The sequence below is a fragment of the Pseudomonas kilonensis genome, from assembly GCF_001269885.1.
In the GTDB taxonomy this organism is placed as follows: Bacteria; Pseudomonadota; Gammaproteobacteria; order Pseudomonadales; family Pseudomonadaceae; genus Aquipseudomonas; species Aquipseudomonas kilonensis.
This window is the reverse complement of the sequence record NZ_LHVH01000019.1, coordinates 77,877-90,830: the sequence shown is the minus strand read 5'-3', so window position 1 is coordinate 90,830 and position 12,954 is coordinate 77,877. Positions and strand designations below refer to the sequence as shown.

Annotated in this window: 14 protein-coding genes; 5 read left to right on the top strand and 9 right to left on the bottom strand. The window is 63.0% G+C overall.

Going from position 1 to position 12,954, the window contains the following annotated elements; translation table 11 throughout:
- Positions 1-24 precede the first annotated feature (24 nt).
- Entirely contained in the window at positions 25-813 is a 789-nt protein-coding gene (locus tag AD662_RS12850) for a YfaP family protein (protein WP_053187696.1), read from the bottom strand.
- Between the two features lie 268 nt (positions 814-1,081).
- Between AD662_RS12850 and AD662_RS12845 the strand changes: the two genes are divergently transcribed.
- The 5 genes from AD662_RS12845 to AD662_RS12825 all read left to right on the top strand — a co-directional run bounded on the left by AD662_RS12845 (position 1,082) and on the right by AD662_RS12825 (position 7,636).
- Positions 1,082-2,218 carry a Fic family protein gene (locus AD662_RS12845; RefSeq protein WP_053187693.1) on the top strand — a complete coding sequence of 379 codons (1,137 nt, stop codon included), beginning with the start codon at positions 1,082-1,084 and terminating at the stop codon, positions 2,216-2,218.
- Between the two features lie 248 nt (positions 2,219-2,466).
- Positions 2,467-2,709 carry an exodeoxyribonuclease VII small subunit gene (locus AD662_RS12840; RefSeq protein WP_003185917.1) on the top strand — a complete coding sequence of 81 codons (243 nt, stop codon included), beginning with the start codon at positions 2,467-2,469 and terminating at the stop codon, positions 2,707-2,709.
- Entirely contained in the window at positions 2,706-3,593 is an 888-nt protein-coding gene (locus AD662_RS12835; protein ID WP_053187690.1) for a polyprenyl synthetase family protein, read from the top strand. The genes AD662_RS12840 and AD662_RS12835 overlap by 4 nt, the downstream gene beginning before the upstream one ends.
- Before the next feature lie 115 nt (positions 3,594-3,708).
- Positions 3,709-5,607, top strand: a complete 1,899-nt coding sequence (dxs, locus tag AD662_RS12830; RefSeq protein WP_053182410.1) for a 1-deoxy-D-xylulose-5-phosphate synthase — start codon at positions 3,709-3,711, stop codon at positions 5,605-5,607.
- Between the two features lie 148 nt (positions 5,608-5,755).
- Entirely contained in the window at positions 5,756-7,636 is a 1,881-nt protein-coding gene (locus tag AD662_RS12825; RefSeq protein WP_053187687.1) for a TonB-dependent receptor domain-containing protein, read from the top strand.
- A 136-nt stretch (positions 7,637-7,772) separates the two neighbouring features.
- Here the strand turns inward: AD662_RS12825 and AD662_RS12820 are convergent, their stop codons facing one another.
- The 8 genes from AD662_RS12820 to ribH form a co-directional block, all read right to left on the bottom strand.
- Positions 7,773-8,558, bottom strand: coding sequence for a cobalamin-binding protein (locus tag AD662_RS12820; RefSeq protein ID WP_053187685.1), 786 nt, complete (start codon positions 8,556-8,558; stop codon positions 7,773-7,775).
- Positions 8,558-8,977 (bottom strand): hypothetical protein, encoded by a 420-nt coding sequence (locus tag AD662_RS12815; RefSeq protein ID WP_053187682.1) that lies wholly within the window; start codon positions 8,975-8,977, stop codon positions 8,558-8,560. The genes AD662_RS12820 and AD662_RS12815 overlap by 1 nt, the downstream gene beginning before the upstream one ends.
- On the bottom strand, positions 8,974-9,591 hold the full coding sequence (gene ribA, locus AD662_RS12810) for a GTP cyclohydrolase II (RefSeq protein WP_014340439.1): 618 nt from the start codon (positions 9,589-9,591) through the stop codon (positions 8,974-8,976). The genes AD662_RS12815 and ribA overlap by 4 nt, the downstream gene beginning before the upstream one ends.
- Positions 9,592-9,700: 109 nt before the next feature.
- Positions 9,701-10,459: a substrate-binding periplasmic protein gene (locus tag AD662_RS12805; RefSeq protein ID WP_024617561.1), complete on the bottom strand. Its 759-nt coding sequence runs from the start codon at positions 10,457-10,459 to the stop codon at positions 9,701-9,703.
- 11 nt (positions 10,460-10,470) lie between these two features.
- On the bottom strand, positions 10,471-10,974 hold the full coding sequence (locus AD662_RS12800; RefSeq protein ID WP_003206020.1) for a phosphatidylglycerophosphatase A family protein: 504 nt from the start codon (positions 10,972-10,974) through the stop codon (positions 10,471-10,473).
- A complete protein-coding gene (gene thiL, locus AD662_RS12795; RefSeq protein ID WP_053182416.1) occupies positions 10,971-11,936 on the bottom strand; it encodes a thiamine-phosphate kinase in 966 nt (321 codons plus the stop codon). The genes AD662_RS12800 and thiL overlap by 4 nt, the downstream gene beginning before the upstream one ends.
- Positions 11,937-11,957: 21 nt before the next feature.
- Positions 11,958-12,458: a transcription antitermination factor NusB gene (gene nusB, locus AD662_RS12790; RefSeq protein ID WP_003185935.1), complete on the bottom strand. Its 501-nt coding sequence runs from the start codon at positions 12,456-12,458 to the stop codon at positions 11,958-11,960.
- Positions 12,455-12,931 carry a 6,7-dimethyl-8-ribityllumazine synthase gene (gene ribH / locus AD662_RS12785; protein ID WP_003206025.1) on the bottom strand — a complete coding sequence of 159 codons (477 nt, stop codon included), beginning with the start codon at positions 12,929-12,931 and terminating at the stop codon, positions 12,455-12,457. The genes nusB and ribH overlap by 4 nt, the downstream gene beginning before the upstream one ends.
- Between the last annotated feature and the right edge of the window lie 23 nt (positions 12,932-12,954).

Sequence of the window (12,954 nt, the reverse complement as noted above, 5' to 3'; positions counted from 1 at the left end):
CCTGTTCATCCGTGGAGCGGATACTTAGTAGTTGAAAGTCTTGACCAGCAACAGATCGCCAATGGCGCGCAGAGGCACGACAAAGGTCTCGCGTTTTTCATCGACGGTGTTTTCGTTGAGCACCAGGTTGATCTGCGAGGTGATCACCTCGTTCTCGTTACTGGTCTCATCGAAGTTGTAGCCGCCGCTGCCGTAGTTGCCCCAATAGTTCACGTAGACCAGGTAGGTGCCGTGCATCGGCGCGGTCATGGTGAACATTTCAGGGCCGGGGCCATCGACGCCATCCGGGTCGAGACCACCGCCGTTGCTCAGCGCCGGTTGGCCGAAGAACGCATGTTGGCCGTCGGGTGTGACGATATGCAGATCGAGTTCGGCCTTCGGATCGTCCCAGCCCAGCACCACGCGGATCTGCGCCGGGGTGCGCAGGTTGTTGGCTTCATAAAATTGCACGCGCTTGAGGGACTGGCCTTCGGAGCTGCGCACCTCGACGCTGTTGGAGCCGGCGCCGAACGCATACGGCCGGGCGAAACGCCCCTCGTCGTCGGTATAGAGATTCAGTGGATTGCCGTTGACCGCCAGGCTGTGGGGCTGGCGAGCCGTGCCCATGGCCTTGAGCCGGCCCTCGATCATCGTGCGATTGCGCTGCACGCCCCGGTCGATGGGCGGTGTGGGATAGGCGACTTGCGGATTTTCGGTGCGATCGAGCAAGCCGCTGTAGCGCCAACCGCCCACCGGCTCCGACATCTCGGCAGAAGGCTGCGCCCACGCCAACGGCGCGCCGAGCAACACGATCAATAAAGAAAGAAAACGCACGTATGCCTCCTGCCATGCACGACGCAACCCGGCGCTAATCCTCAGCGCGCTTGTCATTATTCAGGTTTCGTCTGAAGGCCCCGTCGCAAGGGGGCCGTAGATGGCGCGAAGAGTATCGATTTGACGGTTTTTTCACAATCGGGGAACGCGCGATTCTGTGTGGGAAATCACGTACTGAGGGGGGCGTGAGCCGAATAGAGGGCTTATTCGGCTCACAAGATGAGCCGAATAGCGCTATTATTCGGCTCATTCATCTTTGGACAGGCGCATGACACCCCATTGGATCTGGCAACAGCCCGACTGGCCCGACTTCCGCTGGCAAGCTGAAGCATTGGCACCCCTGCTACGCGAATGCGTGCAGACACAAGGTCAATTGCTCGGCATGACGGGCGCGGTCACGGCTTCGCTCAGCGCCCAGAACGAACTGGATGCCTTGCTGCAAAACATCGTGACCTCTTCGGCTATCGAAGGAGAACAATTGAATGTCGGCTCGGTGCGCTCGTCCCTCGCTCGCCGCCTGGGCCTCGAGCACGTCGACGACACGCCGGTCAGCCAACGCAGCGAAGGCTTGGCGAACCTGTTGCTGGACGCGACCCGGCACTTCAACCAGCCCCTGACGGTCGAACGCTTGCTGGAATGGCACGAGTGGTTGTTTCCTGATCAAACAAGCGACCTTGCCTATCGACAGATCCGCGTAGGCGCGCTGCGCGGGGACGAACCGATGCAAGTGGTTTCGGGCAGGCTGGACCGACCTATCGTTCACTTCGAGGCGCCGCCTCGCCAGGGCCTTGAACAGCAATTGAAAACGTTCGTCGACTGGTTCGAAGCCAGTCGCCATCAGGCCAGCCTCGATCCGCTACTGCGTGCCGGAATTGCTCATTTCTGGTTTGTTACCCTGCATCCATTCGACGATGGCAATGGTCGCCTGACCCGCACCTTGACCGATTTGGCATTGGCCCAGGGTGAGGCGCAGGCGATCCGTTTCTACGCCATGTCCGTGAGCATCCTGGACGACCGCGCCGGTTATTACCGAATCCTGGAAAACAGCCAGAAAGCCACGCTGGATATCACCGGCTGGCTGACTTGGTTCCTGCAGACACTGTTGCGCAGCCTGCATAAAGCGATGGCACAGATCGAAAGCGTGCTGGGCAAGACCCGGTTCTGGCAGGCCCATCGCGCTTCGACACTCACGCCTGAACAGTCCAAAGTGCTGAACCGGTTGCTCGATGGCGGCGAAAAAGGCTTCGGGCAGGGGATCAGCGCCGCTCAATATCAAGCCGTGGCCAAGGTCTCCAAGGCGACAGCAACGCGACACCTGGCGGAACTGCTGGAGAAAGGTTGCCTGGAGCGGATGCCCGGCGGCGGGCGCAGCACCCGTTACCGAATCAACTATCCAGCCGACTGAGATCATTTGTGGCGAGGGGATTTATCCCCGCTGGGTTGCGAAGCGACCCCAAAGCTGAGGACTCAATCCAGCTGACACTCCGAGGTGTCAGCTTTTAGGGCTGCTTCGCAACCCAGCGGGGATAAATCCCCTCGCCACAGGTTCCGACATCCTTGCTGATCGGGGTGACGCCCGGCGGTCCTGATTTGCCCGAACCCCCCATGTCTGCTAGTGTCGCGCCGGTTTAACAGTCAACCGGAATAGCCGCCATGGCCCGCAAAAAAGCTGCACTGGATTTCGAACAATCTCTGGCCGACCTGCAAACGCTGGTCGAACGACTGGAGAACGGCGAATTGTCGCTGGAAGACTCGCTGACCGCCTTCGAGCAGGGTATCGGCTTGACTCGCGACTGCCAGGCGGCGCTGGCCCAGGCCGAGCAGAAGGTGCAATTGCTGCTCGAGCGTGACGGTGAGCTGACCGAAGAACCTTTCGACGCGGAACAGCCTGAATGATCGGCGCTTATCAGGCCAGCAGCCAGGCCCGGGTCAATGCTGCATTGGATAGCTTGTTCCGCGCCCCAAGCCCGGAACTGGCGCGCCTGTACGAAGCCATGCGCTACAGCGTGATGAACGGCGGCAAGCGTGTGCGGCCGTTATTGGCCTACGCCGCGTGCGAAGCCTTGGGCGGCGCGGCCGAACAGGCCAACGGCGCGGCCTGTGCGGTGGAGTTGATCCACGCGTATTCGCTGGTGCACGACGATTTGCCGGCCATGGACGACGACGACCTGCGTCGCGGCCAGCCCACCACCCACAAGCAATTCGACGAAGCCTGCGCGATCCTGGCCGGCGACGGTTTGCAGAGCCTGGCCTTCAGCGCCCTGCTGGACCCGGCCCTGAGCGATTGCCCGGCGCAGGTTCGCCTGGACATGGTCAGTGCCCTGGCGCTGGCGGCAGGCCCAGCCGGCATGGTCGGCGGCCAGGCCATCGACTTGGGCTCAGTGGGCCTGAAGCTGGACCAGAGCGCCCTGGAATACATGCACCGACACAAGACCGGCGCCTTGATCGAAGCCAGCGTCCAGCTCGGCGCCCTGGCCAGCGGCCGGGCCACGCCTGCCCAGTTGCAAGCCTTGCAGACCTACGCCCGGGCCATCGGCCTGGCGTTCCAGGTGCAGGACGACATCCTCGACGTCGAAAGCGATACCCAGACCCTGGGCAAACGCCAGGGCGCCGACATCGCTCGCGACAAGCCGACCTACCCGGCCCTGCTCGGCCTCGACGCCGCCAAGGCCTATGCCCTGGAGTTGCGCGACCAGGCCCTGGCCGCGCTGCGACCCTTTGACGCGGCGGCCGAGCCGTTGCGCGACTTGGCGCGTTATATCGTCGAACGACGCAGCTGATACAGGGTCAACCCATTCATAAGTGCGTATCGGCCAAGTTCCGGCCTACGCGTGGGCAGCTTGCGATGCATAAGGTAAACTGCCGCCTCTTTCTATACCTATAACGATTCGCCTGATGCCCACGACGTTTCAAGAGATTCCCCGCAAGCGCCCGACCACGCCCCTGCTGGACCGCGCCAACACGCCGGACGGCCTGCGTCGTCTGGGTGAAGCCGAGCTGGAAACCCTGGCCGATGAGTTGCGCCTGGAGCTGCTCTACACGGTCGGCCAGACCGGTGGGCACTTCGGCGCGGGCCTGGGCGTCATCGAGCTGACGATCGCGTTGCATTACGTGTTCGACACCCCGGACGACCGGCTGGTGTGGGACGTCGGGCACCAGGCCTACCCGCACAAGATCCTCACCGGTCGTCGCGAGCGCATGGGCACGCTGCGTCAGAAGGACGGTATCGCCGCCTTCCCGCGCCGCGCCGAGAGCGAATACGACACCTTTGGCGTCGGTCACTCCAGCACCTCTATCAGCGCCGCCCTGGGCATGGCGATTGCCGCCCGCCTGCAAAACAGCGAGCGCAAGGCCATTGCCGTGATCGGCGACGGCGCACTGACGGCGGGCATGGCCTTCGAGGCGCTGAACCACGCGCCGGAAGTCGACGCCAACATGCTGGTGATTCTCAACGACAACGACATGTCGATTTCGCGCAACGTTGGCGGTTTGTCCAACTACCTGGCGAAGATCCTTTCCAGCCGCACCTACGCCAGCATGCGCGAAGGCAGCAAGAAAGTGCTGTCGCGCCTGCCCGGCGCCTGGGAAATCGCCCGCCGTACCGAAGAATACGCCAAGGGCATGCTGGTCCCCGGCACACTGTTCGAGGAACTGGGCTGGAACTACATCGGCCCCATCGACGGCCATGACCTGCCCACGCTGATCGCCACCCTGCGCAACATGCGCGACCTCAAGGGCCCGCAGTTCCTGCACGTGGTCACCAAGAAAGGCAAAGGCTTCGCCCCGGCGGAAGTCGACCCGATCGGCTACCACGCCATCACCAAGCTCGAACCCCTGGACGCTCCGGCGGCCACGCCGAAAAAGGCCGGCGGACCGAAGTACTCCGGCGTCTTCGGCCAATGGCTGTGCGACATGGCCGCCGCCGACCCGCGCCTGGTGGGCATCACCCCGGCGATGAAGGAAGGCTCGGACCTGGTGGCCTTCAGCGAACGCTACCCGCAGCGCTATTTCGACGTGGCGATTGCCGAGCAGCACGCCGTGACCCTCGCTGCCGGCATGGCCTGTGAAGGCGCCAAGCCGGTGGTGGCGATCTATTCGACGTTCCTGCAACGGGCCTACGACCAACTGATTCATGACGTCGCCGTACAGAACCTCGACGTGCTGTTCGCCATCGACCGCGCCGGCCTGGTGGGCGAAGACGGCCCGACCCACGCCGGCAGCTTCGACCTGTCGTTCCTGCGCTGCATCCCCGGCATGCTGGTGATGACCCCGAGCGATGAAAACGAGCTGCGCAAAATGCTTACCACCGGCCACCTGTTCAATGGCCCGGCGGCAGTGCGTTACCCACGTGGCACCGGCCCGAACGCGCCGATCTCGACCGACCTCGAGCCCATCGAGATCGGCAAGGGTGTGATCCGCCGCCAGGGCAAGCAAACCGCCCTGCTGGTGTTCGGCGTGCAACTGGCCGAAGCCCTGAAAGTCGCCGAGACCCTGGACGCCACCGTGGTGGACATGCGCTTCGTCAAACCCCTGGACGAAGCCCTGGTGCGCGAGATGGCCGACAGCCATGAGCTGCTGGTGACCGTCGAGGAAAACGCCATCATGGGCGGCGCCGGCGCGGCGGTCAGCGAATTCCTGGCCCGGGAAAACATCCTCAAGTCCGTGCTGCACCTGGGCTTGCCGGACCTCTATGTCGAACACGCCAAGCCGGCGCAGATGCTGGCCGAGTGCGGGCTGGATGAGGCAGGGATCGAAGCGGCGGTGCGCCAGCGGTTGCAGTTGTTGGGCCACTGATTTTTCAAACACCGCAGAACCCTTGTGGGAGCGGGCTTGCTCGCGAAGGCGGTGTATCAGTCAATATCAACGTTGACTGATACACCGCCTTCGCGAGCAAGCCCGCTCCCACATTGGTTTTGTGTGGACCCAGTCATCACGGAACCCCATGAAACTCCGCCTCGCCCTCACCCTCTCCCTGCTCCCCACCCCCGACCTGCTGGCCGACACCTTCGAGCGCGACCAGGCCCTGAAGCTGCCCGACATCGTGATCAGCGCCAACCGCCAGGTCGAAGCCCGCAACGACAGCAGCGCCGCCAATACCGTGCTCACCCGCGACGACATCGATCGCTTGCAACCGGCCAGTGTCACTGACTTGCTCAGCCGTGTGCCAGGCGTGCAAGTGGCGCCGCTGGGTGGGCGCGGCAGCCTGCCGGGGATTTACATTCGCGGCACCAAATCGGCCCAGAGCCTGGTGCTGGTGGACGGTCAGCGCATCGGCAACGCCACCTCCGGCGACAGCAACCTGCAACGCCTGAACATCAACCAGATCGAGCGCGTGGAAGTACTGCGCGGTTCGCGCTCGGTGATCTACGGTGCCGATGCGGTGGGTGGGGTGATTCAGATTTTCACCCGCCGCAGCAACGAGCAAGGCCTGCAACCGCGCCTGCATATGGGTGTCGGCAGCCACCAGACCTGGGAACGCAGCCTGGGCCTGTCCGGCGGCGACGAGCAGACCCGCTTCAACCTCGGCGCCAGCCTCGACGAGAGCGCCGCAAGCAATCGGACCCGCGAGTCCTACGCCAGCGACCGCGACGACGACGCCAACCGCAACCAGTCCTTCAGCCTGAGCCTGAGCCATGCGGCCAGCGATGACCTGGAAGTCGGCCTGAACCTGCTGGATAACCGCGGCAAAAGCGAATACGACAACCCGTTCGGCCGCTTCGACCCGACCACTTTCGAATCCCTGCCCCAGCAACCCTACAGTGAGTTTGCGGTGAGCAGCTTCAGCACCTATGTGGACGGGCGAATCAACGACGTCTGGAAATCACGCCTGGAACTGGGCCACAGCGAGAACCGTGAAAAAACCTTCGACAAGCTCAGCGATGTCCGCGAAGTGTTCAACACCTACCGCGATTCCGTGACCTGGCAGAACGACGTGACGCTGGACGCGCGCAACAGCCTGATCGTCGGCGGTGACTGGTATCAGGACCGGGTCAACAGCAGCACGCCGTTCGACGAAGACAGCCGCTGGAACCGTGCCGCGTTCATCCAGCACCGCTTCCAGGCCGAAACCTTCTCCACCGAACTGGGTCTGCGGCGCGACCAGAATCAGCAGTTTGGCGGCCAGAACAGTTGGAGCGGCACGCTCACCCTGCCGATCAATCCGGACAACGACGTATTGCTGACCTACAGCGAAAGCTTCCGCGCGCCGACCTTCAACGACCTGTACTACCCGGACTTCAGCAACCCCGACCTGAAACCCGAAACGGCGAAAAGCTACGAGCTGCAATGGCGCAGCCAGCTGAGCGACAGCGCCCGCCTGGAGACCTCGCTGTACCGCACGGACCTGGAAGACGCGATCATCTTTGGCAGCAACTCACGCCCGCAGAACGTCGCCTCGGCGCGGATCAACGGTTTTGAGATGGCCTACCTGCAGGATGTGTTCGGCTGGCAGGGCAACCTGGGCCTGACCATCATCGACCCACGCGACCGCGACAGCGGCCACACCCTGGCCCGCCGCGCCCGACGGACCTTGAGCCTGGACCTGGACCGCCAATTCGACCGCCTCGGCCTGGGCGCCACCTGGCAAGCGGTGAGTGGCAGCTACGACGATGAAAACAACCGCAATGCCCTGGGCGGCTATGCCCTGCTCGGGTTGCGCGGCAGTTGGGAATTGACCCGGGAGGTTAAGCTGGAGATGAAGGTGGATAACCTGCTGGACAAGGGGTACAGCCGGGCGCTGTATAGCCATGATGGAGGCCAGTATGGGTATCGGGAGGAAGGTCGGGCGTGGTTGTTTGGGGTGACTTGGACTCCCTCCCTCTGATCCGTGATTTGTAGCGTTTGAGCGGGCCTCTTCGCGAGCAAGCCCGCTCCCACAGGGATCTGTGGTGGATACAAAATCAGCGTTCGCCGCAAATCCCCTGTGGGAGCGGGCTTGCTCGCGAATCAGGCGCCGCGGTCTATCTGTCTGGCGCAATCAATTCGCACAACCGCACCGTCGCCTCGATCATCTGCCCACTGGGCCGCTCCAGCCCCTTGTCATTGACCAGCAACAACCGCCCCCGCGCCACCGGCCAGGTTTTCCAGGCGTCGAGTTGCGCCTGCTCCGTGGCCAGGATGATCTGCGGATTGCGCTGCAGCACCGCTTCCACACTCACCTGCGGGGCCGGCAGGCTCAGGTCGGCGAAGACGTTGCGCGCCCCGCATACCGCCAGCGCATCACTGATGATCTGCCCGCCCCCGACGGTGTACAGCGGCCGGTCCCAGACCTGGTAGAACACCGGCAACGGTGGGGCCCGTCGATAGCGCTGGCGTAAGGCTTCAAGACGCACACGCAATTGCGCCGCCCGTTGCACGCCCCGCTCCGGGCGGCCGAGTTGCAGGGCAATGTCTTCAATTTGCGTGATGAGTTGGTCGAGACTGCGGGGCTCGGCGACGTAGATTGGAATGCCCAGCGTTTTAAGCTGCTCGCGCTGGGCCGGGCCGACACTGCCGGGCCAGAGCAGGAGCAGGTCGGGCTGGAGGCTGAGCAACCGCTCCATGTCCAGTTGGCCGTAACGCCCTACGGAAGGCAGGTCTTTAAGGATTGGCGGACGCTCACCGCCATCCAGCACGCCCACCAAGAGGTCGGCGGAGCCCAGTTCAACGACGATTTCCGACAACGACGGCGCAAGGCTGACGACCCGCGTCGCCGCCATCGTCGAGGCGCTGACGGCCAGCAGCAAGACCGCCAGCCAGCGGTTCATCAGCCGAGTTGGCGCGGGATGCGGTACAGGTAGAACAACACGGTGGTCGACAAGGCCAACAGCATCAACGGCACCGCTTCCAGGCCCACGAACACCGCAAGGGCGCCGACCCAGGCCGGTAGCCCGGCCACCAGGAAGGCCGCGCGGCGACGAGCCGCCAGGTCAATCCAGGCCTGGGGTTCGTCGGGCGTGTCGAGGGCTTTCTGGGTGGCGATCAAGGCCTGTTTATAAGGCCCGAAGAATCGCAGGCTGACAAACATCGACGCCACGCCGGCAATGAACAGCGGCATCGCCAGCACTGGAAGAATCGCTTCGCCCTCGCCGAACACCGCGTTGATCACAAACAGTGGCAACAAGGCCAGCGCCAGGTATTTCCACCAACTGACCGACAGCCGCCGCCGAACCTGACCGCGCGTCACGCCCGGTCAACCTCGCCTTGGTGCTCGTTGCCCATCATGTGGTCGAGCTTGCTGGCCTTGGTCGCCAGGTAGAGTTTGTTGTGAGGGTTGTGGCCGGTGTGCAGCGGCACACGCTCGGCCACCACGATGCCCATGTCGGTCAACGCCTTGACCTTGCGTGGGTTGTTGGTCATCAAGCGCAACGACTTCACGCCCAGATGCTCCAGCATCGGCAGGCAGATGCTGTAGTCACGCAGGTCGGCGGCAAAACCGAGGCGTTCGTTGGCTTCCACGGTATCGGCGCCGCCGTCTTGCAGTTCATAGGCGCGGATCTTGTTCAACAGACCAATGCCACGGCCTTCCTGGCGCAGGTACAGCAGCACGCCACGGCCTTCGCGGGCGATGGCCTGCAGCGCGGCCTCGAGTTGCGAACCGCAATCGCAACGCTGGCTGAACAGGGCGTCGCCGGTCAGGCATTCGGAATGCAGGCGGCCCAGCACCGGAGAACCGTCGGCGAAATCACCCAGGCTCAGCACGACGTGCTCGCGGCCGGTGGCTTCATCGAGAAAACCATGCATGGTGAATTGCGCAAAGGGCGTTGGCAGCTTGGAAGCGGCAACAAAAACGACAGGCACCGGTGTGCTCCTGATCTAGTACTGGAGATTCGCAGAGGCGGGCATTGTAACAGCACGATCCGACAGACGCTTAGGCTGAATTATCGCCTATTAGCATCGAAAAGTTTGATCAAGGCTTCGGTGGTTTGCCGTGCTCGTCGAAAGGATAGGGTTGCTTCCAGCGTTCGAAAATCGGCTTCAGCTCACCGCTCTTCACCAGCACTTCCATGCGTCGGTCGAACAGCGCACGCAACGTACGGCCGTTTTCGTTGTTGGCGAAGCCCAGGTACAGCGGCAAGTTGATCAGCGGCGAGAGCTTGAATTGCTTGGGATCGTCGGCCTTGGCGAGCACTTCCTCGATTTCCATCGATGCATCGATGTAGAAATCCGCTCGCTCATGAATCAGCATCGGCAAGATACCCACCGCCCGGTGGATCTCATTGAAACGCCGGATGTTGGGCAGGTAGTTGTTGTATTCGTACCCGCGCATCCATACCAGCCGATAGCTGCCAATCGTCGCCAGGGTGGGCGTCGGCTTGGACGCCAGCCCCAGGGCATAGATGTGATCGACGTCGTAATGCCACTTCGGGTAAAGCACGCCTTCGGACTCATCCCGATAGGCGCCGACCTGCACATCGACCTCGCCGCGCTGCACCAACCCGATCGAGCGGGTGTAGGGCACGCTGCGGATCTCCAGCTTGACGCCTTCAGGTTCGAACACCGCACGCAGGATGTCCCAGCCCATGCCCTGACCGTCGGCCTGGGTGTAATCGGCCCACTCCTCGCTGGCCGCGCGGACCTTGCCAGGCAGCGGCGTCGACTCGGCCACCCTCGTCCCTATACAGGCTCCCAAACACAGCAACAGCAGTAGTGCGCGGCTTACGCCCATGCCTGACTCCCTCAGGTGAAACACCACACCAATCCTTGCATTGCCAGCCAGGCGAAAACCCCGGCCAAGACATCATCGAGCATGATTCCGACGCCTCCGTGCACATGCCGGTCGATCCAGCGGATTGGCCACGGCTTGAGGATATCGAAGAAACGGAACACCAGGAAACCCGCCAGCAACCAATACCAGCCTTCCGGTACCAACCACAAGGTGATCCACATGCCGACCATTTCGTCCCAGACGATGCCTTCATGATCGTGCACCCGCAGGTCGTCCGCCACTTTGCCACACAGCCAGAAGCCAAACAGCATGGTGATGCCCAGCATCAGCCAATAACCCCAGTCCGGCAACATCTGCCATAACGGTATGAAGGGTAGCGCAACCAGCGAGCCCCAAGTACCCGGGGCCTTGGGTAAAGTACCCGAACCGAAGCCAAATGCCAGGAAATGCCAGGGATTGCGCCAGACCGAAGGCGGAACGAACTCTGCCGGGACCTGGTTGGGATGATCTGTCACGGTGTCTCCCGAAAATGTTGATAGCCCCGCACTCGCGGAGTGATGTCGTGCCCGTCGCTGTCGACCAGCGTGACACCTTGCCCGGCCAGCACGCTGCCGATCACATGGATCGGCCAGCCTTCGGCCTGCAACGCCGACAATCGGCTCGGTGGCACAGCGAACAGCAGCACGTAATCGTCACCGCCGCTCAGGGCGACCTGCTCGGCGTCCGCCCGGCCAAGAAACGCTAGCAAAGCGTTGGACAGCGGCAATCGGTCCCGTTCAACCTGTAAAGCCACCCCGGACGCCACGGCGATATGCCCGCAATCGGCCAACAGGCCATCGGAAATATCCATCGCCGCGCGGGCCTTGCCCCGCAGCGCCAGGCCCAGGTCGATCTGCGGACGTGGCGACCAATAATGGGCCAGCAGCGGCTCAACAATCGCAGGTTCGGCGCTGCGCTGGCCGAGCACCAGCGGCAATGCGCCGGCAGCATTGCCCAACTCGCCGCCGACACACAGCAGGTCGCCGGGCTGCGCGCCGCTACGGGTCAGGGCCTGGCCGGACGGCACGCGGCCAAACACCGTCATGGTCAGGCTCAGGGGCCCACGCGTGGTATCCCCTCCCACCAGCGCCACGCCACAGGCCTGGGCCATCTGGTTCAAACCGCGGGCATAGGCTTGCAGCCAATCGGCGGTCACCGTCGGCAAGGTCAGGGCAAGGGTAAAGGCGAAAGGCTTGGCGCCCATGGCGGCCAGATCGCTGACCGCCACGGCCAGCGAGCGCTGGCCGAGCAGGAACGGGTCGCACGGGTCTGGAAAATGCACACCGGCCACGAGCGTGTCGGTGGACACCGCCAGCTGTTCCCCGGGAGGAACGGCCAGCAAGGCGCAGTCGTCGCCAATTCCCAGCGCAACGCCCTCGCCGCCCTGCGCGCAAGGCGCGGCGGCGAAGTAGTTACGGATCAGCTCGAACTCACCCATTAAGTGTCGTTCAAGCGCCAATCAGCGCTTGAACGCCTTCACTTCAGCTTCACGCAGACGCGGGGCGAGTTTGTCGAGCACACCGTTGACGAACTTGTGGCCATCGGTGGAACCGAAGACTTTCGCCAACTCGATCCCTTCGTTGATCACTACCCGATACGGTACGTCGACGCGCTTGAGCAGTTCCCAGGTGGACAGGCGCAGCACCGCCAGTTCAACCGGGTCCAGCTCTTCGATGGTCAGGTCCAGGCAAGGCGTGAGCGCGGTGTCGATTTCGGTCTTGAACTGCGGGACCCCGTGCAGGATCTCGCGGAAGTAAGCACCGTCGACATCACTGAAATCGTTGTCGACCCGAAACTGCGCTTCGATCTCGTTCAGCGATTGCTTGGCCATGTGCCATTGATACAGCGCCTGGGTCGCGAGCTGACGGGCTTCGCGACGCTTGACGCTTTTCGACGGCTTGCCGGCATCCGCAGGCTTTGGATCGCGCGGGTTGAAACGATCGCTTTCGTCGCTAATCACTTGGCCTCCAACTGCGCCAGCAGGCTGACCATTTCCAGGGCGGACAGGGCCGCTTCGGCACCTTTGTTACCGGCCTTGGTGCCGGAACGTTCGATGGCTTGCTCGATGGAATCAACAGTCAGTACGCCGAAAGCGACTGGCACGCCGAATTCCATGGACACCTGGGCCAGGCCCTTGGTGCATTCGCCGGCCACGTATTCGAAGTGCGGAGTACCGCCACGAATGACCGCGCCCAGGGCGATGATCGCCGCATACTCGCCCTTTTGGGCGACTTTCTGCGCAACCAGCGGAATTTCGAAGGCGCCAGGGGCGCGGATGATGGTGATGTCGCTTTCGCTCACGCCATGGCGAACCAGGGCATCGACCGCACCGCCAACCAGGCTCTCGACCACGAAACTGTTGAAACGGCCCACTACCAGAGCGTAGCGGCCTTTGGGGGCGATGAAGGTACCTTCGATGGTCTTCAGGGTCATTCGTCAGATCTCTTAAAGAGCCG